This is a genomic window from Bacillus spizizenii TU-B-10, from assembly GCF_000227465.1.
GTDB classification, from domain to species: Bacteria; Bacillota; Bacilli; order Bacillales; family Bacillaceae; genus Bacillus; species Bacillus spizizenii.
Genome location: NC_016047.1, coordinates 1,775,295 through 1,800,781, shown reverse-complemented (window position 1 = coordinate 1,800,781; position 25,487 = coordinate 1,775,295). Strand labels below are relative to the sequence as shown.

27 protein-coding genes and 1 pseudogene are annotated in these 25,487 nt (G+C 42.6%); all 28 read right to left on the bottom strand.

All coding sequences use genetic code 11. The annotated features are described in order from the left end of the window. Nucleotide 1: 1 nt before the first annotated feature. Complete coding sequence (gene fliI, locus GYO_RS31075; protein ID WP_041520951.1) at nucleotides 2–1,318, bottom strand: flagellar protein export ATPase FliI; 1,317 nt, start codon at nucleotides 1,316–1,318, stop codon at nucleotides 2–4. Continuing rightward, the gene (fliH, locus tag GYO_RS31070; RefSeq protein ID WP_014113789.1) at nucleotides 1,315–2,067 is read right to left on the bottom strand and encodes a flagellar assembly protein FliH; all 753 of its coding nucleotides are present in this window, start codon (nucleotides 2,065–2,067) and stop codon (nucleotides 1,315–1,317) included. Before fliH ends, fliI begins: the two co-directional genes overlap by 4 nt. Beyond that, nucleotides 2,060–3,076 carry a flagellar motor switch protein FliG gene (gene fliG, locus GYO_RS31065; RefSeq protein ID WP_003220860.1) on the bottom strand — a complete coding sequence of 339 codons (1,017 nt, stop codon included), beginning with the start codon at nucleotides 3,074–3,076 and terminating at the stop codon, nucleotides 2,060–2,062. Before fliG ends, fliH begins: the two co-directional genes overlap by 8 nt. A gap of 12 nt (nucleotides 3,077–3,088) precedes the next feature. Further along, on the bottom strand, nucleotides 3,089–4,699 hold the full coding sequence (gene fliF, locus GYO_RS31060; protein WP_080010075.1) for a flagellar basal-body MS-ring/collar protein FliF: 1,611 nt from the start codon (nucleotides 4,697–4,699) through the stop codon (nucleotides 3,089–3,091). Between the two features lie 45 nt (nucleotides 4,700–4,744). Further along, entirely contained in the window at nucleotides 4,745–5,065 is a 321-nt protein-coding gene (gene fliE / locus GYO_RS31055) for a flagellar hook-basal body complex protein FliE (RefSeq protein WP_003238544.1), read from the bottom strand. Nucleotides 5,066–5,076: 11 nt separating this feature from the next. Beyond that, entirely contained in the window at nucleotides 5,077–5,529 is a 453-nt protein-coding gene (gene flgC / locus GYO_RS31050) for a flagellar basal body rod protein FlgC (RefSeq protein WP_014113787.1), read from the bottom strand. Then, nucleotides 5,529–5,918 carry a flagellar basal body rod protein FlgB gene (gene flgB, locus GYO_RS31045; protein ID WP_014113786.1) on the bottom strand — a complete coding sequence of 130 codons (390 nt, stop codon included), beginning with the start codon at nucleotides 5,916–5,918 and terminating at the stop codon, nucleotides 5,529–5,531. The genes flgC and flgB overlap by 1 nt, the downstream gene beginning before the upstream one ends. 381 nt (nucleotides 5,919–6,299) lie before the next feature. Beyond that, nucleotides 6,300–7,079, bottom strand: a complete 780-nt coding sequence (gene codY / locus GYO_RS31040) for a GTP-sensing pleiotropic transcriptional regulator CodY (RefSeq protein WP_003220850.1) — start codon at nucleotides 7,077–7,079, stop codon at nucleotides 6,300–6,302. A 39-nt stretch (nucleotides 7,080–7,118) separates the two neighbouring features. Next, entirely contained in the window at nucleotides 7,119–8,522 is a 1,404-nt protein-coding gene (hslU, locus tag GYO_RS31035; protein ID WP_014113785.1) for an ATP-dependent protease ATPase subunit HslU, read from the bottom strand. A 16-nt stretch (nucleotides 8,523–8,538) separates the two neighbouring features. Next, nucleotides 8,539–9,084 carry an ATP-dependent protease subunit ClpQ gene (gene clpQ, locus GYO_RS31030; RefSeq protein ID WP_003238555.1) on the bottom strand — a complete coding sequence of 182 codons (546 nt, stop codon included), beginning with the start codon at nucleotides 9,082–9,084 and terminating at the stop codon, nucleotides 8,539–8,541. Between the two features lie 12 nt (nucleotides 9,085–9,096). Beyond that, a complete protein-coding gene (xerC, locus tag GYO_RS31025; protein ID WP_014113784.1) occupies nucleotides 9,097–10,011 on the bottom strand; it encodes a tyrosine recombinase XerC in 915 nt (304 codons plus the stop codon). Nucleotides 10,012–10,078: 67 nt separating this feature from the next. Then, nucleotides 10,079–11,386, bottom strand: a complete 1,308-nt coding sequence (gene trmFO, locus GYO_RS31020; protein ID WP_014113783.1) for an FADH(2)-oxidizing methylenetetrahydrofolate--tRNA-(uracil(54)-C(5))-methyltransferase TrmFO — start codon at nucleotides 11,384–11,386, stop codon at nucleotides 10,079–10,081. A 75-nt stretch (nucleotides 11,387–11,461) separates the two neighbouring features. Next, nucleotides 11,462–13,537, bottom strand: a complete 2,076-nt coding sequence (gene topA / locus GYO_RS31015) for a type I DNA topoisomerase (RefSeq protein WP_014113782.1) — start codon at nucleotides 13,535–13,537, stop codon at nucleotides 11,462–11,464. Nucleotides 13,538–13,723: 186 nt separating this feature from the next. Next, the gene (dprA, locus tag GYO_RS31010) at nucleotides 13,724–14,617 is read right to left on the bottom strand and encodes a DNA-processing protein DprA (RefSeq protein ID WP_041520950.1); all 894 of its coding nucleotides are present in this window, start codon (nucleotides 14,615–14,617) and stop codon (nucleotides 13,724–13,726) included. 60 nt (nucleotides 14,618–14,677) lie between these two features. Then, the gene (gene sucD, locus GYO_RS31005) at nucleotides 14,678–15,580 is read right to left on the bottom strand and encodes a succinate--CoA ligase subunit alpha (protein WP_003238566.1); all 903 of its coding nucleotides are present in this window, start codon (nucleotides 15,578–15,580) and stop codon (nucleotides 14,678–14,680) included. A 28-nt stretch (nucleotides 15,581–15,608) separates the two neighbouring features. After that, on the bottom strand, nucleotides 15,609–16,766 hold the full coding sequence (gene sucC / locus GYO_RS31000; RefSeq protein ID WP_014113778.1) for an ADP-forming succinate--CoA ligase subunit beta: 1,158 nt from the start codon (nucleotides 16,764–16,766) through the stop codon (nucleotides 15,609–15,611). A gap of 173 nt (nucleotides 16,767–16,939) precedes the next feature. Further along, nucleotides 16,940–17,221: a FlhB-like flagellar biosynthesis protein gene (locus GYO_RS30995; protein WP_014113777.1), complete on the bottom strand. Its 282-nt coding sequence runs from the start codon at nucleotides 17,219–17,221 to the stop codon at nucleotides 16,940–16,942. Further along, nucleotides 17,218–18,945 carry a hypothetical protein gene (locus GYO_RS30990; protein ID WP_041520949.1) on the bottom strand — a complete coding sequence of 576 codons (1,728 nt, stop codon included), beginning with the start codon at nucleotides 18,943–18,945 and terminating at the stop codon, nucleotides 17,218–17,220. The genes GYO_RS30995 and GYO_RS30990 overlap by 4 nt, the downstream gene beginning before the upstream one ends. Before the next feature lie 29 nt (nucleotides 18,946–18,974). Continuing rightward, nucleotides 18,975–19,743, bottom strand: a pseudogene (gene rnhB / locus GYO_RS30985) (ribonuclease HII). Between the two features lie 70 nt (nucleotides 19,744–19,813). Further along, on the bottom strand, nucleotides 19,814–20,662 hold the full coding sequence (ylqF, locus tag GYO_RS30980; RefSeq protein ID WP_009967235.1) for a ribosome biogenesis GTPase YlqF: 849 nt from the start codon (nucleotides 20,660–20,662) through the stop codon (nucleotides 19,814–19,816). A 144-nt stretch (nucleotides 20,663–20,806) separates the two neighbouring features. Further along, nucleotides 20,807–21,154, bottom strand: a complete 348-nt coding sequence (rplS, locus tag GYO_RS30975; protein ID WP_003220825.1) for a 50S ribosomal protein L19 — start codon at nucleotides 21,152–21,154, stop codon at nucleotides 20,807–20,809. A 139-nt stretch (nucleotides 21,155–21,293) separates the two neighbouring features. Beyond that, nucleotides 21,294–22,025: a tRNA (guanosine(37)-N1)-methyltransferase TrmD gene (gene trmD, locus GYO_RS30970; RefSeq protein ID WP_014113774.1), complete on the bottom strand. Its 732-nt coding sequence runs from the start codon at nucleotides 22,023–22,025 to the stop codon at nucleotides 21,294–21,296. Then, complete coding sequence (rimM, locus tag GYO_RS30965) at nucleotides 22,022–22,546, bottom strand: ribosome maturation factor RimM (RefSeq protein ID WP_014113773.1); 525 nt, start codon at nucleotides 22,544–22,546, stop codon at nucleotides 22,022–22,024. The genes trmD and rimM overlap by 4 nt, the downstream gene beginning before the upstream one ends. A gap of 4 nt (nucleotides 22,547–22,550) precedes the next feature. After that, on the bottom strand, nucleotides 22,551–22,937 hold the full coding sequence (locus GYO_RS30960; RefSeq protein ID WP_014113772.1) for a YlqD family protein: 387 nt from the start codon (nucleotides 22,935–22,937) through the stop codon (nucleotides 22,551–22,553). A 121-nt stretch (nucleotides 22,938–23,058) separates the two neighbouring features. Next, nucleotides 23,059–23,304, bottom strand: coding sequence for a KH domain-containing protein (locus GYO_RS30955; protein ID WP_003220817.1), 246 nt, complete (start codon nucleotides 23,302–23,304; stop codon nucleotides 23,059–23,061). Further along, nucleotides 23,304–23,576 carry a 30S ribosomal protein S16 gene (rpsP, locus tag GYO_RS30950; RefSeq protein WP_003220815.1) on the bottom strand — a complete coding sequence of 91 codons (273 nt, stop codon included), beginning with the start codon at nucleotides 23,574–23,576 and terminating at the stop codon, nucleotides 23,304–23,306. The genes GYO_RS30955 and rpsP overlap by 1 nt, the downstream gene beginning before the upstream one ends. Nucleotides 23,577–23,681: 105 nt before the next feature. Continuing rightward, a complete protein-coding gene (ffh, locus tag GYO_RS30945) occupies nucleotides 23,682–25,022 on the bottom strand; it encodes a signal recognition particle protein (protein WP_014113771.1) in 1,341 nt (446 codons plus the stop codon). Between the two features lie 13 nt (nucleotides 25,023–25,035). Next, entirely contained in the window at nucleotides 25,036–25,368 is a 333-nt protein-coding gene (locus GYO_RS30940) for a putative DNA-binding protein (protein WP_003238590.1), read from the bottom strand. Between the last annotated feature and the right edge of the window lie 119 nt (nucleotides 25,369–25,487).

The window sequence follows — 25,487 nt, the reverse complement described above, 5'->3', positions numbered from 1 at the left end:
TTTATTCCTCATTTCCTGTCAAACTAGTTAATGCAGCAATACTTTCTTCTAATAATGCTGATTCGTCTGTTCCCTGTTTTAAAAATTGAATAAGTTGCGGATAAAATTGTATCGCTTCATCAATTTCTCTTGAGGATCCTCTTTTGTAAGCTCCGATATTAATGAGATCTTCCGAATTTTGATATGTCGATAAAAGTTCACGGAATTTATTTGCTGCATCTAGGTGTTGCCTTGTCGATATGTTTGACATCACCCTGCTGATGCTTTTTAGTATATTAACTGCAGGAAACTGGCCTTTATTGGCAAGCGCCCTGTCCAATACAATATGTCCGTCTAAAATTCCGCGAACAGTGTCAGCAATCGGCTCATTCATGTCATCCCCGTCTACCAATACTGTATAAAACGCGGTAATGGTTCCGTGCTCATTTGCACCCGTTCGTTCTAATAAACGAGGTAAAATAGCGAACACAGAAGGTGTATAGCCTTTTGTCGTCGGAGGCTCTCCGGCGGCCAGTCCAATCTCACGCTGCGCCATTGCCACCCTTGTAACAGAATCCATCATAAACATGACATTTTGGCCTTTATCGCGGAAATACTCAGCAATTGCCGTTGCTGTATATGCCGCTTTCAATCTCATTAGTGCTGGCTGATCTGAGGTGGCAACGACTACAATCGATCGTTTCAGACCCTCATCCCCAAGATCTTTTTCAATAAACTCCCTAACCTCTCGCCCGCGTTCCCCAACAAGTGCAATGACGTTTAAGTCAGCCTCTGTCTGCTTGGCGATCATCCCCATTAGTGTGCTTTTTCCGACACCGCTTCCTGCAAAAATGCCAATCCGCTGGCCTTTACCGACTGTCAGCAAGCTGTCAATTGATCTGACTCCGACACCCATCTTTTCACGGATAGGCGGCCGTTTCATCGGATTGGGCGGTGATTGCTCCGTCGATACAGGCGAAAGCCCTTTCGGCAAAAGCTTGCCGTCAAGCGGCTCTCCAAAAGCATCGATGACTTGTCCGATCAGCCCGGCTCCGACTTTAACCCGAAGAGATTCACCGGTGGCTTCTACAATGCTGCCGGGTGCAATGCTTGCAGCCTCTAAATAAGGCATAAGCAAAATATTTTCTTCCTGGAAGCCGACAACCTCAGCTTTTATGACGTTCCCAGATTGCCCTTTTGCATAAATCAGGCACACGTCGCCAATTGAGCTTGCAGGCCCTTTTGATTCAATCATCAGGCCGATCACCCGCTTGACTTTTCCGTACCGTTTATACGAGTCCGTCATTTCTATGCAATCTATCAGACTCTGTGTCTTCATTCAGCTGCACCCGCTTCCAGCGCTGTCAGAAGTTTATCTTTCAATTGCATCAATTGTGTGTCAACACTCGCATCTACCCTGCCAAAAGGTGTTTCAATATAACAAGATCCTTTTTGAGCTTTTTCATCAGCATATATGCCAAGCCGGCATTCTTTATAAAGCAGCTGCTGAATTTCATCCTTTTGCTGAAAGACTGTCTCATAGTAATATGGATCCACATATATTGAGATATCGTCATATTCCTTTACTTCGTTTATGACCTGTTTCACTAGCAGGAGAAAAGCCTCTTTATCATCAGATTTTTGCTGCCAAACTTTTTTAGCTAGTGCAACGGCAAGCTCAACGATTTCTTCATTAGCGTCTTCAAGCTTATTCTCAACAGCTTTTCTGGACATTTCAGTTATGCTGTTTGCTTGGTCGATCAGCTCGCCATACTGTTGAAGCGCCTCAGCTTTTCCTAATACCACACCTTGTTCAAAGCCCTCGGCTTTTGCTTCCTCAATAAGCTTCTGTTTTTCAGCCGACCAATCATTTTTTTCCTGCTCAATTTGACGGCGAATATTTTCTATATGGCTGTTTGCCTGCTCAGAAATCCGGTCAGCTTCCTCTTTCACTCGAGCCATAAGCGCTTCTGGGTTCTCTTCAGCCTGCAAAAGATGAGAATGATCGATACGCACCTCTTGTACAGAGAGTTTTCTTCTTTCCTTTTGTGGAGAAAAAGATGATTCTTGTTTAATGATATTAGACAATAATATCGTCCCCTCCGCCTCTTGCTATCACAATTTCTCCGGCTTCTTCAAGCTTTCTGACGATGCTTACAATTCTTGATTGAGCTTCTTCTACATCTTTCAAACGTACAGGGCCCATAAATTCCATTTCTTCTTTAAAGGTTTCAACCATACGCTGTGACATATTGTTGAATACAATTTCTTTGACTTCTTCGCTTGCAACCTTTAATGAAAGGAGCAGATCGTCGTTCTCAACATCGCGAATGACTCTCTGAATTGCGCGGTTATCAAGTGTAACAATATCTTCGAAGACAAACATCCGCTTTTTAATTTCTTCAGCAAGATCAGGATCCTGAATTTCCAATGAATCCAAGATCGTCTTCTCTGTTCCTCTGTCTACCCCGTTTAACACTTCAACAACAGCTTCAATTCCGCCTGTTTGTGTATAATCCTGAGTAAATGCAGAAGATAATTTTTGTTCCAGAATCCGTTCTACCTCATTAATAATTTCAGGAGACGTTCTGTCCATGACCGCGATTCTTCTCGCAACCTCAGCCTGTACTTCAGGATTCAGCTCGGATAAAATTTGCCCAGCTTGCACAGGATCTAAATAAGACAAGATTAAAGCCATCGTCTGCGGATGCTCTTGCTGTATAAAATTCAAAATTTGTTCGGGCTCCGCTTTTCTGGCAAAATCAAATGGTTTAACTTGTAAAGAAGAAGTCAGCCTGTTTAGAATGTTTTCCGCCTTATTCTCACCAAGCGCCTTTTCAAGAACTTGTCTCGCATAGCTTAGGCCGCCTTGAGAAATATAATCTTGCGCAATGGCTATATTATGAAATTCTTCTATTATTTCATCCTTTTTTTGATGATCGACACTTCGAACACCTGATATTTCCAGGGTAAGCCTTTCAATTTCTTCATCGGTTAAGTGCTTATATACAGAAGCTGACACATCTAACCCCAAGGAAATCATGAGAATGGCTGCTTTTTGTTTTCCTGTAAGCTTATCTTGATCACGTCTCGCCATTTCTAATTCCTCCTAATCCTCGGCCAGCCAGCTTCTCAGCAGTTTTGCAAAATCTTCCGGCTTGTCTTTCGCCATCTTTTCAAGCTGTTTTCGTCTGACTGTTTCCGCTGTTTCATTTTCCTCTTCATTGATATCAGGCAAATTGATTGGTTCTTGAGGAACCTCATACTCATATTCCTCAAATTCATCCTCTTGCGCCCGTTTCTTTCTGACAAGCATAATGATCAGAACAATGATCGCTGCGATTAAAACACCGCCTACGATATATGCCCACAGCGGGATACCTGAAGATTTTTCCGTATTTGTATCCAAGTTGACTTTCCCGTCAAATGGCTGAACGGAGACCACAATTTTATTATTAATATCTTCATCAGAAAGATTCTGGTTTGTTGTTGCATCCTTATCTAATGATGTTCTGACTACAGTTGAGAGGATTTTTTGTATATCATCCTGTCTTTCAGTTGATAGCGACGCTGTATTTTTGGCATCAGGCGGCTCAACCATTACTTGAATCCCTAAATCTCTGACCTTATAAGGGCTTTCAGCGATTTCTTTATGGATTCGGTTAACCTCGTAATTGATTTTATTGCTGCTTTTTTCGTAGTTCCCGCTTTCGGCATTTTCACCGTCAGCTTTATAATTTGTTACATCTTCGTCGCCGGTTCCGGCAGTTCCGCCATTGGCTGCACCGTCACCCTGGTATGTTTCAGATACCTTTTCAGCGCTAACTGCAATGCCTTCCATGTTTTCTTTATCAACAGGTTCGACAATGTCTTCTGTGCGATTTTCTTTTGTGAAATCAATGTCTGCTGTAACAGAGACAACGACTTTATCTTGGCCCATCATTGTTCCAAGCAGTGACTGAACATGTTTTTGAATGTCTTTTTCAACTTGGGACTTAATTCCTTGCTGAGAAGAATAACTATCCGCGTAGGACCCTGCATCGCTGTCTGATTTGTCGTAGTATGTAGAATTTTGGTCCATGATCACGATGTTATCTTCTTTTAAGTTCGGCACACTTTTCGATACCAGATGATACAATCCGTTGATCTGGCTTTGCTCAAGTGTATAGCCCGGCTGAATCTGCAGAACGATTGATGCGGATGCTGCAGATTGCTCCTCACCGACAAACACAGCGTCTTTCGGGAGGTTAATCATTACTTTTGAATTTTTGATACCGTCCATTTCATTGATCAAATTTGACAGTTCTGTCTGTGTGGCTTTCACTTTCACCATATCAAACTCATTGTCTGTCAAACCAAAGCCGGCATTCTGCCCAAAAAATGAATAGTCAATTGATCCAGTTTTGGGAAGTCCTTCTGCAGCCAGCTGCACTTTCAAAGAATCAACCTGATCCTCTGGAACACTAATCACTGTACCGCCATTCGAAAGTTCGTTTGGCACTTTTTTCGCATCCAGTTCTTCTTTGATTTGCCCTGCTTCTTCGGCAGACAGATCCTTGTATAGCGGCGCCATTTTAGAACTTGAAGCAAAAACACTAATAATAATTCCAATAATAATAATTGCCGCTAAAGCACTAATCATTAAAACCTTTTGTAATTTAGATCTATTTTTCCAAAACTCACTCGTTTTGTTTTTCATTTGCATTAGAGTACGATTCATGTTAACCCCCGGTCATTCCACTCTTTCTCTTAATCGTCAGACCCCCTACATTTGCATTCTCATAATCTCCTGATAAGCTTCCACAGCTTTATTGCGGAACTCTGTTGCTGCAGTTAGAGAGATGCTTGCTTTTTGAGCGGCGATCATGACCTCATCAAGATTTACATCTTTTCCTGCAGCCAAGGCATTAGTCATGTTGTCAGAAGCTACTTGGGACTCATTTAACGAACTAATAGAGTTTTTTAAAAGCTCCGAAAAGCTTGTTTGATTTGAAGAATCTGTTTTTTGGCTATTGTTTACTTGATTTGTTGCATTTTGAGTGTTTTGAGTATTTTGAACCTGAAAAGGAGAAATTGCATTAATCACTTTCATTCACCTTACTTTCCGATTTCTAACGCCTTCATCAGCATTCCCTTTGTGGCATTCATCGCTGTGACATTCGCCTCATATGATCTTGTGCTGCTGACAAGGTCAACCATTTCTTTCAACGGATCAACATTAGGCTTTTGTACATATCCTTCAGCGTTTGCATCAGGGTCTGTCGGATCATAGACAAGATTAAATTCTGAATCATCTTCCGTAATTTTAGAAACCTTTACACCGTTTCCAGCATTGCCGCTTCCGCTCATTTGAGAATTGAGAATAGAAGAGAACGATTCACCTTTTGACTGGAGGGAAACCATTTTTCTTCTGTAAGGCACCCACTCACCGTTCACCTGCTTAGCTCTTGTCGTATCCATATTTGCCAAGTTAGACGATACAACGTCCATTCTGACTCGCTGAGCTGTTAAAGCAGATGCTGAAACATTTAAGCTATGAAAAGCTGTCATCATTTTCCTCCTGTTAATACGGTCTTCAGCGAATTAAATTTACCGTTCATTCTTTCAACTAAAGCTTGATAGTTGATTTGATTTTGTGCCAATTCTGTCATCTCTTTGTCAACGTCAACATTGTTTCCGTTTTGCTGATACGATGTATCTCCGCTCGTTACAATTGAATAATTCGAATCAGTACCAGAAAAATCAATATGACGATAGTCTGTTTTTATCGCTTCAAGACGAGAGGATTCTTGATCTAATAAATTTTGGAAAGAGACTTTTTTTGCCTTATAGTTCGGTGTATCTATATTGGCAATATTATTAGTTATGACTTTTTGCTTAATATTCGCTCTGCCCAAGGCATTTTCAAGATTTTGTATCGTTCCAGAAAATAAGCTCAAATCCACTTACCTCCATTTCAGTTTTTTTCACCCTCAATATCCTTGTCGAGAATTGTAAAACTATATGCTTATTGTAAGAAATAACAGGCATAAAGTCTATGAAGATCGTGTAAAAAAATGTCCTCACAATTATCTATTTTACAACTAGGTATATAGTCCTAGATTGTTAGAACTACATTTTCCGCCTTTATATAAGCCTGAAAATAGCAGAATTTCTGTTTTTTCTATATTCTTTTCGTCATTTTTGAGTCTTTTTGAAGAAATTTATAAGATTTATTAAAATTATTACAAAGAAAGACTTTCAACCCAGGAAATAAAGCTTATTGATTTCCTTTATTTGAAATAAAAAAAGAACCCCTTAAGAGGGGGTTCTTTGCGTGATTAATGAGATTTTAGATTTTCTAATTCGATTAGGAATTTATTGTTTAGGACTTTGATATAAGTACCTTTCATTCCTAATGATCTTGACTCGATAACACCCGCGCTTTCCAGCTTTCTGAGTGCGTTCACAATAACAGAACGGGTAATGCCGACGCGGTCAGCGATTTTACTTGCAACGAGAAGACCTTCGTTTCCGTCAAGCTCTTCAAAAATGTGCTCAATTGCTTCAAGCTCGCTGTAAGAAAGAGAACTGATAGCCATTTGAACGACAGCTTTGCTTCTTGCTTCCTCTTCGATTTCTTCTGCTTTTTCTCTCAGGATCTCCATACCGACAACTGTAGCGCCGTATTCAGCGAGAATTAAGTCATCGTCATTAAATTGATCCTGTAAACGTGAAAGAATGAGTGTTCCTAATCTTTCTCCGCCTCCGATGATCGGTACAATTGTTGTTAAACCAGCTTGGAACAGGTCTCTGTTTTCAACAGGAAAAGCAGTATATTCACTATTAATGTCCAAGTTAGAAGATGTTTCAGGGACATTAAACAGATTTTTCGTATATTCTTCAGGGAATTGACGATCCTCAAGCATTTTTTTCATGCGATCATTTTCAATTTGCTGGTTAATAGAATATCCAAGGAGCTTACCTCTGCGGCTTACAACGAAAATATTGGAATCAATTACATCCCGCAGCGTCTCCGCCATTTCCTTGAAGTTTACCGGTTTCCCTGCCGCAGCTTGCAGCATGGAGTTAATAATTCGTGTTTTTTGTAATAAAGCCATGATAAATAATCCTCCTAAACGTTCCTCTTATTAAATTTTTCACAAAATAAATTGACTTAAATCTTTGTTTTTTGCTATCGTTCCGAGCTTTTCTTCGACATACTGTGGTGTAATCGTTATTTTCTCCATTGTTACATCAGGAGCTTCAAACGACAGATCTTCTAATAAGCGTTCAAGTATTGTATGAAGGCGTCTCGCACCGATATTATCTGTGTCCTGGTTCACATGATAAGCAACTTCAGCAATCTTATGAATAGCTTCGTCAGAAAATTCAAGAGATATACCTTCTGTCTGCAATAATGCCTGATATTGTTTCAGCAGTGCATTATCAGGCTCAATCAAAATTCTCACGAAGTCGTCTACCGTGAGTTTGCTCAGTTCTACACGAATCGGGAAACGCCCCTGCAGTTCAGGAATCAAATCTGACGGTTTGGCCATATGAAACGCTCCTGCTGCAATAAATAACACATGGTCTGTTTTTACCGAACCATATTTAGTGACAACGGTTGAACCCTCAACGATTGGGAGGATGTCCCGCTGAACGCCTTCTCTAGATACATCGGCAGAAGATGACGCGCCGCCGTTTTTTGCAATTTTATCAATCTCGTCGATAAAGATAATTCCGCTCTCTTCTGCTCTCTGAACAGCTTCCTGGCTGACTTCATCCATATCGATGAGTTTGCTTGCTTCTTCATTCGTCAGGACTTTTCTGGCTTCTCTGACTGTCATTTTGCGCCGTTTCTTTTTCTTTGGCATTAATCCGCTCAGCGCATCTTGCATATTCATGCCCATCTGCTCCATACCCGAGCCCTGCAGCATGTCAAACATAGAAGGCTGCTGCTCTTCGACTTCTACTGTTACATAGTAGTCTTCGAGCTCTCCTAAAGCCAGCTGATGCGCCATGCGTTTTCTTTTTTCTTCAATGTTTGCTTCTTCCTGGCTCTCCGCCTCATCTTCACCATTCGGCTGGCTGCCGCCAAAAAACATTTCAAACGGATTTTTAACGCCTGATTGTTTTTTCTTCCCAGGAACCAACAGACGAACAATGCGTTTGTTTGCATTTTCTTCTGCCTGCTCCTTTACTTCATTCATTTTCTCTTCTTTTATAAGCCGAACAGAAGTTTCCACAAGGTCTCTGACCATTGATTCAACATCTCTGCCTACATAGCCGACTTCAGTAAATTTTGTTGCTTCAATTTTGATAAATGGCGCACCTGAAAGCTTGGCGATTCGTCTTGCAATTTCAGTTTTCCCAACGCCGGTAGGCCCCATCATTAAAATGTTTTTCGGAACGACCTCGTCCTTCAGCTTTTCATCCAGAAGACTTCTTCTATAGCGGTTTCTTAATGCCACGGCGACAGCTTTTTTCGCGTTTTGCTGACCGACAATATATTGGTCTAACCGATCTACAATCTGTCTTGGTGTTAACGGTTGTTTTTCCATGCGCCTCAAGTCCTTTCTATTCAAGCTCTTCCAGTATGATTTGATCGTTCGTGTAAACACAAATTTCGCCTGCTGTTTCTAACGCGGCTCTAGCAATCTCACTTGCAGACATGCTTTCACCGGCATGCTTTTTCAAAGCTCTTCCGGCTGCCAGAGCGTAATTGCCTCCTGATCCAATCGCGAGAATGCCGTCATCTGGTTCGATCACCTCGCCTGTTCCCGATACGAGAAGCAAAGTATCCTGATTCATAACAATCAGCATGGCTTCAAGCTTTCTAAGCACTTTATCGCTACGCCATTCCTTCGCAAGCTCAACAGCTGCCCGTTTTAAGTTGCCGTTATATTCTTCAAGCTTAGCTTCAAACTTTTCGAATAATGTGAAAGCGTCTGCAACAGATCCTGCAAACCCGGCAAGAACCTTACCGTTAAACAGTTTCCTCACTTTTCTTGCAGTGTGTTTCATGACAACAGCCTGACCAAATGTCACTTGGCCGTCTCCGGACATAGCGCTTCGTCCCTTATGCTGTACGGCAAATATTGTGGTCGCATGAAAAGATGACATAAAGGGCCTCCTTTAATTTTTCTTAAAAGCTCTTGGATGGTGAGACATATATGTGTTTCTCAACATTTCCTTCGAAACGTGCGTGTATATCTGTGTCGAAGACAGATTGGAATGCCCGAGCAGTTCCTGAACGCTTCTCAAATCTGCCCCTTCGTTTAACAGATGAGTGGCGAACGTATGTCGAAGCATATGCGGATGGATATGTAAAGTGCCGGACGCTTTTTGAACAAGCCCGCTTAAAATATGCCTGATGCCTCGGGCTGTAAGCGGTCCGCCTCTTTGATTTACGAATAATAGATCATGAGGTTCTTTTGCTTTCATCAGCAAGCACTGTCTTCCGCTATTCATATAAACCTTCAACGCTTCGCGGGCGTAAGACCCAAAGGGGATATAGCGCTGCTTCTTGCCTTTACCGTGAACAAGCACAGTGTCCATAAATAAGTCAACGTCGTTAACAGTTATGGAACAGCATTCACTGACCCTCATTCCGGTGGCATAGAGAAGCTCTAACAGCGCTTGATCCCTCATTCCGGTCGGCTGGCTTATATCTGAAACTTCAAACAGCTCCTCAAGCTCTTTTTGATATAGAAACTTTGGTATTCGTTTCTCTTGTTTCGGCAGATGAACAAGCTGAAACGGATTTTCTTCAACAAGTTTTTCCCGCATCAGAAACTTATAAAAGCTTCTTAATGCAGATATCTTTTTGCTTATTGTTCTTCTCGATAAACCTTTTTCATAGGCTTCTGTCAAAAAAATCCTAGTATCTTGATATGCAGCTTTTTCAAATCCATTTATACCTTGAACGCGCAGGAAAGTCTCGAATTCTTCAATTGAATCCACATAATTCACAATAGTATATTGTGAATAATTTTTTTCAATTTGTAAATATTCAACGAATAACTTTACGAAATTCTTAACATTCTCCATGCCTAATACCTCCCCAGGAAGGGCTTTTAAATGGTATCACAAATCGCGTTCAGGTTGCAATCAATACCTATATTGTTTTCGAAATTGTTTGAATTGTCTCGATTGCACGGTTCGCGTATTGTTCATTACGCTCTTTTTTATTTTTAATTTTAACAGGCAATTCTTTTAAAAGCCCAAAGTTTGCATTCATCGGCTGGAAGTTCTTCTGGTTTGTTGTTGTAATATAGTGAGCCATACTGCCTATTGTTGTTTCCTGAGGGAAAGTGACAAGCTCTTCTCCTAAAACAAGTTTAGCCGCATTAATACCTGCTACCAGTCCTGAGGCAGCGGATTCCACATATCCTTCTACTCCCGTCATTTGGCCTGCAAAGAACAAATCACTGCGATTTTTAAATTGATATGTCGGCTTTAACAGGCTTGGAGAGTTAATGAATGTATTTCTGTGCATCACGCCGTATCTGACGATTTCTACATTTTCAAGCCCTGGAATCAATTTGAGAACTTCCTTTTGGTCTCCCCATTTTAAATGAGTCTGGAATCCTACAATATTATAGAGTGTTCCCGCTGCATCATCCTGTCTGAGCTGAACGACAGCATGTGGACGTTTTCCTGTAACAGGATGCTCTAATCCAACAGGTTTCATCGGTCCGAAAAGCATTGTTTTCTTTCCCCGTTTTGCCATGACCTCAATCGGCATGCAGCCTTCAAAGAAAATTTCTTTTTCAAACTCTTTTAATGGAACTGTTTCTGCTGATGTTAATGCTTCATGAAAACGGTCAAACTCTTCTTCTGTCATCGGGCAGTTCAAATATGCCGCTTCACCTTTATCATAACGAGATTTCAAGTACACTTTATCCATATCAAGGCTGTCTTTTTCTACAATTGGCGCCGCTGCGTCATAAAAATACAGATAGTCCTCGCCAGTTAGCTCCTTCAGTTGGGCAGACAGTGATTCAGATGTTAACGGACCCGTTGCGATAATGGTAGGACCTTCAGGAATTCCAGTCACTTCTTCATTAATAACGGTTACGTTTGGATGATTTTTCACCCGATTTGTCACGCTTGCGGCAAATTCATGACGGTCCACTGCGAGAGCGCCGCCAGCAGGCACCGAACATTCGTCAGCAGCCGCGATGATGGCTGAATCAAGCGCCCGCATTTCTTCCTTTAATACACCGACAGCGTTAGCAAGCGTATTGGAACGCAGAGAGTTGCTGCACACAAGCTCGGCAAATTTATCTGTATGGTGCGCAGGCGTTTGTTTAACAGGGCGCATTTCATATAATCTGACTTGAATCCCCCGTTTGGCAAGCTGCCACGCCGCTTCACTTCCTGCGAGTCCGGCTCCGATTACATTCACTGTTTGTTGGTTCATCTTTCACATCTCCTAGTTTATTATTCAAGGCCTTCTTTTAACACACAAAGAAGGTGAGCAAGACCCTGCTCACCGCTACTTCTGTGGTTCTTCCTTATAATCGCATTCCACGCATTGGACTTGTATGCCTTTTTTGAGTTTTTTCTCGACGAGCATTTTTCCGCATTTCGGGCATTTTCGTTCAATTGGTTTGTCCCAGGAAACGAATTCACAGTCCGGATAACGGTCACAGCCGTAAAAAACCCGTTTCTTTTTCGATTTTCGTTCAACAATATTTCCTTCACCGCAGCTCGGGCACTTCACACCGATTTGTTTCACAATCGGTTTTGTGTTCCGGCAGTCCGGGAAGTTGGAGCAAGCTAAGAATTTACCGTATCGGCCCATTTTATATACCATTGGAGAACTGCACAATTCACAATCTTCTCCGGCATATTCTGGTTCAATTTCAACTTCCTTCATTTCTGATTCGGCTTTTTTCACGCGCTTTTCAAAATCGGTATAGAAGTTATCAATAATCTGTACCCATTCTATATTGCCTTCCTCAACATTATCTAGGTCTTTTTCCATTTTTGCCGTAAACTCAACGTTAATGATTTCGGGGAAAAATTCCATGATCAGCTCAAGCACGATCTGCCCTAATTCTGTGGGAACAAACCGTTTATTATCCAGTCCTACGTAGCCGCGTCGCTGAATGGTATCAAGCGTCGGAGCATATGTGGAAGGACGGCCGATACCGAGTTCTTCAAGAGTTTTCACGAGCCGTGCCTCAGTATAACGCGGAGGCGGCTGGGTAAAATGCTGCTCCGGTTCTATATCTTTTGATAATACCGTGTCGCCTTCTTGTAGGTCAGGCAGCATCCGGTCTTTTTCTTCCATTTGATCGTCTTTTCCTTCAACATACACCTTCATAAACCCGGAAAACTTGACTTTACTTCCATTTGCACGAAATGTCAAACCATTGTTTGTCAGGTCGACACTCATTGTATCGAGAACAGCAGGGGCCATTTGGCTGGCAACAAAGCGCTCCCAAATTAATTTATACAATCTCATTTGATCTCTGCCAAGTACTGCTTTTAATTCACTTGGTTTTCTGAGAACTGATGTCGGGCGAATTGCTTCGTGAGCGTCCTGAGCATTTTCATTCTTTTTCGCAGGCTTTCGTTTGCCGCCTAAGAACTCTTTGCCGTATGCCTGATCAATAAATGCAGCAGCTTCATCCACCGCCGTATTTGAAATACGGGTTGAATCCGTTCTCATATACGTGATCAGACCGACTGTTCCTTCTCTTCCAAGATCAATTCCTTCATATAATTGCTGTGCAATCATCATCGTTTTCTTCGCTCTGAAATTGAGCTTGCGAGCCGCTTCCTGTTGCAGGGTGGAAGTGGTAAAAGGCAAAGCTGGATTACGTTTGCGTTCCTTTTTCGTTACTTTTTCAACTGTATATTTATTGCCTTTGAGCTGAGAAAGAATGTCTTTTACATCGGCTTCACTTTTTAAAGGAAGTTTTTTGCCGTTTTTTCCGAAAAAGCTCGCTTCGAACGTTTCCTGTCCTTTCAAAAACGTACCGTCAATTGTCCAATATTCCTCCGGCTTAAAGTCGTTAATTTCTTTTTCGCGATCAATAATTAAACGGAGGGCAACGGATTGAACGCGGCCTGCGCTAAGCCCTTTCTTGACTTTTTTCCATAGGATAGGACTGATTTTATATCCGACAAGCCGGTCTAAAATACGTCTCGCCTGCTGTGCATCCACTAAATCCATATTGATCATGCGAGGATGCTTAAACGATTCCTTAATGGCGTCTTTTGTAATTTCATTAAACACCACACGGCAGTCTGAATTAAGATCTAAATCAAGGCTGTGTGCCAAGTGCCATGCAATCGCTTCCCCTTCTCTGTCGGGGTCGGCTGCGAGATACACTTTTTTGGCTTTTTTCGCAGCCGTTTTCAGCTCTTTTAATACCGGCCCTTTACCTCGAATGGTAATATATTTCGGTTCAAAATTCTGTTCTATGTCAACTCCCATTTGACTTTTTGGAAGATCCCGGACATGTCCCATTGATGCTTTTACTTTATATTTTTTACCTAAGTAACGTTCAATCGTTTTCGCCTTAGCGGGCGATTCCACGATGACTAGATAATCAGACATTTTCATCCCCCTCAAGAGGTGTTCTCTCTCTTTTCAAGTATTTCAATTTTGTTTTTGCAGCTGTCTTTATTTGGCTTTCAACATTTCATTCTTTATGATGAACGTCATTATTTAAATAGAAAACAATATGCAACTTTAAATCCTCACTATTATTAAATATTACAATACCGTTTGTCAAACGATAATTCAAAAGGGTTCCGTATATTGAACGTTTCTCTCAGGAAGCTCCTCGAAAATATCCTCTGCTGACCATATAGCTTTAGCCCCCTGCTGGATCAGTTTTATAGGACCTCCGGCGTAAGGATCAAATAATGAGCCGGGTACGGCAAATACTTCTCTTCCTTGTTCCAGTGCTTGATATGCAGTAATCAGCGAACCACTTTTTTCTTTGCCCTGCACGACAATAACGCCTTCACTTAATCCGCTGATAATACGGTTTCTCATAGGGAAATGCCATTTTTGGGGTTTGGTTTCAGGTGGGTGCTCTGACAGAAGGATATGGTGTTTAGCCATATGATCTGCTAACTGAAGGTTTTCCCGGGGATATATGTGTTGAAATCCGCCTGCAATGACGCCGATTGTCCGCCCCTTCGCCTTAATACTTGCAGCATGGGACATTCCGTCTATCCCAGACGCCAGTCCGCTGACAATCACCCAATTTTTACGGCAGAGCTCTTTTGTAAGATGATTGACAATTTGTATCCCATAAGCTGTTGGATTTCTTGTCCCTACAATTCCAATTTTCCTCCCTTTAGAAAGAAGGGTCATATCACCCTTTGCAAACAGGACAGCGGGGGGATCATAAATGGTTTTCAGCCAGAAAGGATATTGCTTTGAAGAAATCGGGATGGGGTTAATTCCTTGCTCATGGTAAGCAGCAAGTACACGCTGAAGCTTTGGATATTGTTCTTCTATTTTATTTTTTAATGCAGCTGCCTTTATTTTACCTCGAGTAACAGTTTCTAACACGGGTGACGTCAGCGACATAGACGGATCAGCTTTCCACCATTTTAATAGAAGGGATGGGGATAATAATTGATTGATTCTGCAAATCATTAAACAGGCAGCGGCCTGATCCAATATATTGACCTCCTTTTGACAGAAAAAGCAGGAACAGCCTTGACGGCTGTCCCTTCTTTATTAATGCGTTTTGCAAGTTTCGAACAAGTTCTTCTCTTTCAGCACCTTAATTAAGGTTTCACCCATTACAGAAGGTGTCTCTGCAACTTCGATTCCGCATGCATTAAGCGTTTTGATTTTTTCATCAGCTGTCCCTTTTCCACCGGAAATAATGGCGCCTGCATGCCCCATGCGCTTCCCTGGAGGTGCTGTTTTCCCGCCGATAAAACCGACTACCGGTTTTGTCATGTTGGCTTTTACCCACTCTGCCGCTTCCTCTTCGGCAGTACCGCCGATTTCGCCAATCATGATGACAGCGTGTGTGTCAGGATCTTCGTTAAACGCTTTTAAAACATCAATAAAGTTTGTTCCATTTACAGGATCGCCGCCGATTCCAACAGCTGTAGATTGTCCTACACCCGCTTCTGACAGCTGGTGCACCGCTTCGTATGTTAATGTTCCTGAACGCGATACAACGCCTACATGACCCTTTTTATGGATATATCCAGGCATAATGCCGATTTTACATTCTTCAGGCGTGATGACACCAGGGCAGTTTGGCCCTATCAGTCTCGTTTTCTTGCCTTCCATGAAGCGTTTGACCTTTACCATATCCAAAACCGGAATATGCTCCGTGATACAAATCACGAGATCAAGCTCCGCATCTACCGCTTCCATAATGGCATCAGCTGCAAACGGTGCCGGCACATATATAACAGACGCGTTAGCGCCAGTCGTTTGAACTGCTTCAGCCACTGTATTAAATACAGGAACACCTTCCGCTTCAGTTCCGCCTTTTCCAGGTGTTACACCGCCTACGATATTTGTGCCGTATTCGAGCATCTGCTTCGTATGAAATAAAGCGGTAGAACCTGTAATCCCTTGCACAATAACTCTTGTATCTTTATTAATAAAAACACTCATTATCTGGTCCCCTGCCTTTCATTCTTTCCTAAACTAAGGATACGATTTTCTGCGCGCCGTCAGCCATTGATTCCGCAGATGTAATATTTAATCCTGATTCACTAAGGATTTTCTTCCCTAGATCCACGTTTGTGCCTTCAAGACGGACGACAAGCGGCAATGTCAAACCGACTTGTCTTGTCGCTTCAACAACCCCTTCTGCGATGACATCACATTTCATAATGCCGCCGAAAATGTTGACAAAAATCCCTTTAACGTTTTGATCAGAAAGAATGATTTTAAATGCTTCCGTGACTTTTTCTGCGGTTGCACCGCCGCCCACATCAAGGAAGTTGGCGGGTTCTCCTCCATAATGCTTGATAATATCCATTGTGGACATTGCAAGTCCCGCGCCGTTTACCATACAGCCGATATTTCCATCAAGAGAAATGTAGCTTAAGTCATATTTGGACGCTTCGATTTCTTTCGGATCTTCTTCATCCAAATCTCTGTATTCCATAATGTCCTTTTGTCTGTACAACGCGTTGCTGTCGAAATTCAATTTCGCATCAAGCGCCATCACATTTCCGTCGCCAGTAACAACGAGCGGATTGATTTCGGCGATTGAGCAGTCTTTCTCAACAAATGCTTTGTATAGTCCAAGCATAAATTTAGCAGCTTTTCCCACAAGCTCTTTTGGAATATTAATAGCGAATGCGATTTCTCTAGCTTGATAGCCTTGGAGGCCGACAGCCGGATCAATGACAGCTTTCTTGATTTTTTCCGGTGTTTTCTCCGCTACTTCTTCAATTTCCGTTCCGCCTTCTTCAGAAGCCATAAGAACGATTCTAGAAGTGGCGCGGTCAAGCACAAGCCCCACGTAGTATTCTTTTTTAATATCGCAGCCTTCTTCAATAAGTAAGCGTTTTATTACTTGGCCGTCCGGACCCGTCTGATGTGTAACTAGGGTCTTCCCTAAGAGTTCGTCGGCATACGCTTTCACTTCGTCTAACGATTTTGCTATTTTTACCCCACCAGCTTTGCCTCGACCGCCAGCATGAATTTGAGCCTTTACGACATAAACCGAGCTGGATAAGTTCTTTGCTTTCTCAACTGCTTCTTCTGCTGTAAAAGCCACTTTACCTTCAGGAACAGATACCCCATATTTTCTGAGGACTTCTTTTCCCTGGTACTCATGGATATTCATTTCCCATCCTCCTAACTTATGTAACAAAACTAAAATAGACTGCGCTTTCATTCTATAATAATACTGGAAGAATTGTCTAGAGTTCGATGCAAAATCTTTAAATCCTTCTAAACATTCAAACTTTTATTTTATTAAAAACATAAATTTCAAACGGAGGATGGGGAATATTTTAGCTATTTTTTATTTTTTACACTTTCGTCCAATCTGTAAATGAACGAAAAAATCTCGGCTACTGTTTCATAAAGAGCTTCCGGGATTTGATCATCTACAGTCAAATGGCGCATTAATTCGACAAGGGTCCGATCTTCTTGAATCGGGACCCCTGCCTTTTTCGCTTCTTTGATAATGTTGTCGGCTACATGGCCCTTTCCTGTCGCAATCACTTTCGGCGCCTTGTCTTTTTGTTCGTTATAATGGAGAGCCACAGCTTTTCTGATCGGCGTCTGCTCTTTCATACTTTCACGTCCACTTCCTGGTCACTGATGCTTGTTACATATTGATCGATTGTAGCCTTCTCTTCGGAGTGAATCCTTTTTTTAGCGTTTACCCCTGAAAGGCTGTATCCCATTTCCTTCAGACCCTGTTTAAGTGCGGGCACCATCGGATCGATGGCAGCCTGAAGCTCGAAATCAGTCTCAATTGTAATGGTCATGACTTTTTGCTGTATCAAACAATCAACGACAGTTTCTTTTAACGTATCCAGCTGCAGCAAAAACAAAAGGCGGCAATGAGAAGGATCAAGCTTTCCATCCGCTTCCTTCTTTCCTTTAAACAGAACAGTCATGTCCTGAACCCCTGACTTCGAAAACAGCGGAAATGACATTACAATTTGGCTGTATGACGGATGGTCCTGCTGCATGAAAAGCTGCCCGTTTAATTTATGAAAAAGCTGATCGGCTTCCTGTTTGACAGGTTCAGCTACCTCATGCGACGATCTTGCGGCATGAAGAGCCAGCTTGATGGATTGTATTTCGTCAGGTGTGACTGCGCTTCCTTGTTCTAACGCTTTAATGAATGCAAGCTCGTCCCTTGCGCCGATTGCCGTTTTCACTTTGGATAAGAAAGAAAGAACATCTGCCTTATCCGCCAAATTAGGTGCTGTCTGCTGAACAGCCTTTAAAAAGACTTCGGCTTCCCGATCTGTGACTTGTGACGCCTGAAAAACAGCTGAAGGTGCAGGTGAGTTACTATCACCCGATGAAGCAGCCGCTTTAATCCAATTTGCTGCTTCTTTCACAATGTGAAGACTGTTTTTTTCAGCAGATTCCGTCAGCTTTGTCAGCAGCTGGCGGACTTCTTTGATGGGAATGTCTGCTGCTGTTTTGACAAGCTCTCCTTGTATGCTTCTCTGTTCCGCTGTGTCATTTACGGGCGATAAGCCGGCCTTTCCGGGGGAACCAGATCGTGCGCTAAGCTCCATGTTTCCAGCTGTATGGCCTGAAGAAGGTGCTTTGGTCTTATCCGTTAGAGAGATAAGCTTATCAATCAGACGTTCTGCATGGACATCAATTTCACTATTAAAAAGTGCCGCAACTGCTGCTTTTAGCTTTGCCGTCATTTGGCTCTGCTGAGGGTTTTGGTTGATTGCCCGAAGCAGCCGGGATACGTGCTGATGCAGCGGAACAGGCGATTTCACAGCGTTAACACCGCTCAAAACTTCGGGGTGAATGGGAAGCTCACGCTTTAAAGCGAACAGAACGGTTTCAATCGCTTTTTTTGTATCTGGCGCAGGCAGTGTCTCCATCCAGCGGACAGCTGTTTTGATATCATTTTCTGTTACGGGTGTTTTGCTCTTCAGCATCGCTCCTGTCATCATCAGAGCGGCGTTTGAAGGTTTTACTGAAATGGCATTTAAAAGCTTGCCAGCTGCATCCTGAATGGATTTGGGATTTTGGTCAAAGCTTTGAACGACCTGAAGACGGCCTTGTTCTGCTGTTGTTTTTTCGTAGGAAAACCAATAGTACGCCTGAGGACGAAGCTGAGCTTCAAGTTTTCCCTGGACAGTTTGATTGCCGACTTGAATCAGCGCATGCTGATCTCCTAATAAACGAAGCACTTTTCCTAAAAGGAGACGCTTCTCCCCGTTTAGCGCTTCGCTGACATTTGATGTTTCCTGCGGGACTGCTGTATTTCCAAAAAGGTGCTGTAGCGCCTTTTGCACATCATTTCGTATATTCATGTAAAAGAGGTGCCTCCTTGTCCATTGGTTTATCTGAAAGATTGAACAGGAGCGAAAGTTTTACGGTGCAATTCAGTTGGGCCGTATGCGGCGAGAGCTTCGAGATGCTCTTTTGTCCCATAGCCTTTATTTTTTTCAAAGCCGTACATGGGGTATGTTTCGGCATAAGCGCTCATCATCCGGTCTCTCGTCACTTTCGCGATACACGCACCTGCCGCAATAGACACGCTTTTAGCATCGCCCTTTTATAATTGACGACTGGTCTATGCCGACCGGTAGCGTCATTGCGTCAACAAGCAAATAATCAGGTGTATCTGACAAATCGTGTATCGCTTTCACCATTGCCATCTTTGAAGCTTCATATATATTGATTTCATCAATGACAGAGGCTTCTACAATTCCTGTTCCGACCGCCAGTGCTTCTTTCATAATAAGCTCGTAATATTCGTCACGCTTTTTCTCTGAGAGCTTTTTGGAGTCTGTCAGCCCAAGTATTTCACATTCCTCTGGAAGGATGACTGCGCTGGCGACAACGGGTCCTGCCAATGGCCCCCGGCCGACCTCGTCGACACCTGCAATCAAACGAAATCCTTTGTTTCTTGCCAGTCTTTCATAGGAAGTCATATTCTCCCATTGTTCTTTCAGCGCTTTTTCTTTCGCCTGCTTTTTAAGCCATTGCTCTACAAGCGTTTGAACGCTTTTTCTCGGGTCTTTTTCGCATTGGGCAAGAAATGGGTCTTGTTCATCTTTCACTTCCTGCAAACGGTCTTTAATGTCCTTTACGGTTAATGTATTCACTTTCTCTTCTCCCTTACTTTATGTATCGGTTCGGTCACGAAAAAATAAAGACCCGCATTTCTGCGCGCCTTTACATAGTCGGCTGTTCAAATGACAGCCTGCCGAACTTTTCAGTGCGGATATCGCGAATAATGACTTCAGTCGTCTTATCGTAGTTAATGAGCCCTCCGCTCATGAGACAGCCGCGCTTTTCACCTATTGCATCAAACAGCTCTGCAATGTCCTCTGGGATCTCATCAAGGCCGTAACGCTCTTTCAGCCGTTCAGGATAGTGTTCTTCGAGAAAACGAAGACCAAACACAGCCACGTCCTGCAGATTGATAATCGAGTCTTTAATAGCCCCGGTGACGGCCAGCCTCAAGCCGACAAGCTCATCCTCAAATTTAGGCCATAAAATCCCCGGTGTATCTAATAGTTCTAATTCTTTCCCGACTTTGACCCACTGCTGAGATGTCGTAATACCAGGTCTGTCTCCTGTTTTTGCTATATTTTTCTTTGCCAGCCGGTTGATAAGCGTTGATTTTCCGACGTTTGGAATGCCGATAATCAAAGCGCGAATTGCTCTCGGCTTCACACCTTTTGCCCTCATCCGGTCAAATTTTTCTTGAAGGATCTCTTTTGATGCCGGCACAATTTGATTTAAGCCTTGTCCGTTCACAGAATTAATGGACAAGGAGCGGATCCCCTGGTTCTCAAAGTGCTCTTTCCACTGCTGTGTAACTGCCGCATCTGCTTTGTCCGCCTTGTTTAACAGCATAATTCGCGGCTTATTTTTTAGAATATCTTCAATCATTGGGTTTCTTGACGACATTGGAATTCTGGCATCTACCAATTCATATACTATATCGATTAATTTTAATTTTTCGGTTACTTCCCTTCTTGCCTTTGCCATATGGCCCGGGAACCATTGAATTGTCATGTGACACGAACACCGCCTTTATCTCTTCAGTATGTATGATTCTTTGTTGTCCTTTATGTATTTTACGATGCCTGTCCGGCATTTTCAAATTCTGTATAAAAAAAGAGCTTGTTACAGGTAACAAGCTCTTTTCGTTCGTTATTATTATCGTCTGATCTCTTTAATACGAGCCGCTTTTCCGCGAAGTTCACGCAGGTAGTAAAGCTTAGCACGGCGTACTTTACCGTAACGTACAACTTCGATTTTCGCGATTTTTGGTGTGTGTACAGGGAAAGTACGTTCAACGCCAACACCGTAAGAAATCTTACGAACTGTGAACGTTTCGCTGATTCCACCACCACGACGCTTAATCACAACACCTTCAAAGATCTGGATACGCTCACGGTTACCCTCAACAACTTTAACGTGTACACGTAAAGTGTCACCAGGACGGAACGCAGGAAGATCAGTACGAAGCTGTTCTTTTGTGATATCTTCAATTAGTTTTTGCATCGTTTTCAACTCCTTCCAACAGATGCTCTTGGCCACAAAACCCGGCACAGCGGAACATCGTTTTCAAGCTTGCAGCGGATAAGCCCGCTTAAGCCACAAGTAGTATCTTATCACAATTTCATAGCCTATGCAATAAAATCTATTCTTTTTCCCATTCAGAAATCCATTTTCTTTGCTGCTCTGTAAGCGGGTAGTCTTTCAAAAGATCCGGACGTCTTACATAGGTCCTTCTAATCGATTCTTTATTCCGCCATTCTTTGATTTTTGCATGGTTTCCTGACAGGAGTGTTTCAGGCACTTTTAAACCTTTGTAATCTGCCGGTCTTGTATAATGCGGGTGTTCTAAAAGGCCGGTGCTGAATGAATCCTCAATATGGGAAGCTTCTTTGCCCAGCACACCCGGAAGCAGTCTGACCACACTGTCTGCAATCATCATTGCAGGAAGCTCACCGCCCGTCAGAACAAAATCGCCAATGGATATTTCATCTGTCACCAGATGCTCACGAATGCGTTCATCATAACCTTCATAGTGGCCGCAAATAAACAGCAAATGCTCTTCCTTCGCTAATTGTTCTGCTTTTTTTTGGGTAAAACGCTCACCTTGCGGACAGACGAGGATAATACGCGGAGCAGCAGCTGCCTTTGATGTCAGGTCCTCGACCGCGTCAAAAACAGGCTGAGGCTTGAGAACCATGCCTGCGCCGCCGCCATAAGGATAATCATCAACAGTATTGTGCTTGTTATCAGAATACTCCCGGAAATTTACGACCTGAAACTGTACCGCATCTTTGTCCTGGGCTTTTTGAAGAATCGATGAACCGAGCACACCTTCGAACATTTCGGGAAACAGCGTCAAAAAGTCGATTTTCATTCGTCTATTAATCCTTCCATGAGTTCAATCTCAATTTTCTTTTCGCTGACATCGATATGTTTGACCACTGATTCAATGTAAGGAATCAGCGCGTCTTTTTTCCCTTTTCGCCCGATAACCCAAACGTCATTAGCTCCAGGCGTCAAAATTTCCTTAATCTTTCCAATGAGTTCGCCGCCTTCGGTAAATACTTCGCACCCAATGATTTCGTGGAAATAAAATTCTCCCTCATTCAGCTCTCCTAAATCTTCTTCAGGCACTTTAATGATTGCGTTTTTCAGTTCCTCTACTTCATTCAGGCCTTGTCTTTCTTTAAACTGCAGCAGATGAAATTGCTTATGCAGTCTGTGCGTGTTTACTGTTACTTCCACTGGCTCGTTACGTCCGTCCATAAACAAATACAGCGTGTTGCCCGGCTTATACCGTTCTTCGGCAAAATCTGTTTTCGAAATCACCCGCACTTCGCCTTTAATTCCGTGGGTATTTACGATTTTACCTACATTAAACCATCGCTTTGTCATATGATCACCTCTGGCGAATTTCAATTACTTTTCCGTCTTTTATGACGATGGTGTTTGCTGCTGTTTTCTCATGCCAGTCATCCCCGGCTTCAATCGTCAGCAGCGCATCGACTTCCTTTTCTTTCATCTCACTGCCAAGCGGCAATGTATGTACTTGAGCAATTTGAAAATCGATTATTTTTATGTTATCTTTTCGCTTTTCTATTGCCTTTTTAAATTGTTCAATCATATCTGGGTTTTGCTGTTCTTTCTCATGTTTTCTAAGCTGAAAATAGAGCTGGCTGCATTCTCGTTCAAGCATTTGTTTCTTTTCGGCAAAAGAAGCTAAAAGCTTTTCTTTGCTGCGCTCGGTTAAGACTTGCATAACGGCTACACGGTGAATAATTTGCATCGCACCAAGCTCCCCGCTTTTAAAACTTTTTTGGCTCAGGGCTTTTCTATTTTGCCTAAGCTTCTATCAGTTTACCCTTTTTTTGCGTGTAAAAAAAGGGGAGGTGCCGGCCCTCTCCCTTTTAGTCAAATATCTCAAATTGAACTTTCTTAGAAGACTGTGCGCCAGCTGCAAATACAGCTGTTCGAATCGCTTTTGCAGTCCGGCCTTGCTTTCCGATAACTTTACCGGTATCTGACTTATGGACAGATAAGCGCAGCGCAATCTTTTGATCGGTTTCTTCTCTTATGACGCGAATGTCATCTGGATGATCAACAAGCGGCGTCACAATTCGGACAATCAAATCTTCCAAGTGTTGATCAGTCATTACTTGCCTTGTTTAGCGTTGTGGAATTTTTCCATGATTCCTTGGCTAGAGAACAAGTTGCGAACTGTATCAGATGGTTTCGCTCCAGTTTGAAGCCATTTAAGAGCAAGCTCTTCGTCGATTTTTACTTCCGCTGGTTTTGCAACCGGGTTGTAAGTTCCGACTGTTTCGATGAAACGGCCGTCACGTGGTGAACGAGAATCTGCTACAACAATACGATAGAAAGGAGATTTTTTTGCTCCCATACGTTTTAAACGAATTTTTACTGCCATTTTACTAGCACCTCCGAAAATATTTCAACAAGATAGTATATTAACAATGATAAAAGTGTTTGTAAAGTGTTTTTTCTTAACAACGGTTTTATCATGTATAACCGATTACATAAAAGGTAGCTTAAACCCTTTTTTCTTACCTTTTGACATGTTTGTCATCTGCTTCATCATTTTTTTCATTTCGTCAAACTGCTTAAGCAGACGGTTGACTTCCTGCACGGATGTCCCGCTTCCTTTCGCAATCCGCTTCCGCCGGCTGGCATTGATGATATCCGGCTGTTCTTTTTCAAGAACAGTCATTGATTTGATGATTGCTTCCACATGATTCAGCTGCTTTTCATCAACTTGGATGTTTTTCAGGCCTTTCATTTTACCTGCACCCGGCATCATTTGCAGAAGCTCATCAAGCGGCCCCATGTTTCTGACCTGCCCGAGCTGCTCCAGAAAATCGTCCAATGTGAAGCTCATTGTTCTCATTTTTTGTTCCAGCTCTTTGGCTTTGTCTTCATCAACGCTGGCCTGTGCTTTTTCAATCAATGTCAGCACGTCGCCCATGCCGAGAATCCTTGATGCCATGCGTTCAGGATGGAACGGTTCTAATGCGTCAAGCTTTTCGCCTAAACCAGCGAACTTAATCGGCGTGTTTGTGACTGCGCGAATAGAAAGCGCTGCACCACCGCGTGTGTCTCCATCAAGCTTAGTTAACACAACACCGGTTAAACCGAGCTGTTCATTAAAGCTTTTGGCAACATTTACAGCGTCCTGACCGGTCATTGAATCGACGACCAGGAAGATTTCTTCCGGATTGGCGATTTCTTTCACGTTGGTCAGTTCATCCATCAGTTCATGGTCAATATGCAAGCGGCCCGCCGTATCCAAAATGACATAGTCATAATGTTCTTCCTTGGCTTTTTCAATAGCCTGTTTAGCTATTTCTACAGGGCTGACCTGATCACCAAGAGAGAAAACAGGCATGTCAAGCTGTTTGCCGAGCGTTTCCAGCTGTTTAATTGCGGCTGGGCGGTAAATATCGGCAGCAACCAGCATCGGTTTGCGATTATGCTTTTTGCGCAGCAGATTCGCAAGCTTACCGCTTGTTGTCGTTTTACCGGCACCTTGGAGACCGACCATCATAATAACAGTCGGCGGCCTTTTTGCGACGGCGATTTTGCTCTCTTCGCCGCCCATCAGCTCAGTCAGTTCCTCTTTAACAACTTTAATGACCTGCTGGCCGGGCGTCAGACTTTTCATGACGTCTTGGCCTACAGCGCGTTCACTTACTTTTTTGACAAAATCCTTGACTACTTTAAAGTTAACGTCAGCCTCAAGCAACGCAAGACGAACCTCACGCATCATATCTTTTACATCTTGTTCGCTGACTTTCCCTTTTCCGCGGATTTTAGAAATCGTCTGCTGCAGTCGGTCGGCTAATCCTTCAAATGCCATAGTTTGCCGCCTCCTAATCTAATTTCTCAAGCGCTTCAATCAGAGCTGTAATTTCTTCCTCTTCTTTTGAACCGGAAGCAAGCTCCTTCAGCTTATTAAACATCTCTTTACGCTCCTGAAACTTTTTCAAAAGGAGCAGCTTTTCTTCATATTGTTCAAGCATCGCTTCTGTTCGTTTGATGTTATCATAAACAGCTTGTCTTGAAACCTCATATTCTTCGGCTATTTCGCCTAGGGAGAAATCGTCCAAATAATAAAGCGACATATAGCTCTTCTGTTTTGAAGTCAACAACGACTGATAAAAATCAAACAGATAGTTCATTCTCGTTGTCTTTTCGAGTGACATTTGAGCTCTCCCCTTTGTTAAGTCAAATCCCTTTACGATAACTTAGTTTACACGGTTTTATTGAGACTGTCAAGTTTTTATCTTGTCAAAGCAGTGATTACCTTTTTCCAAAATAAGCT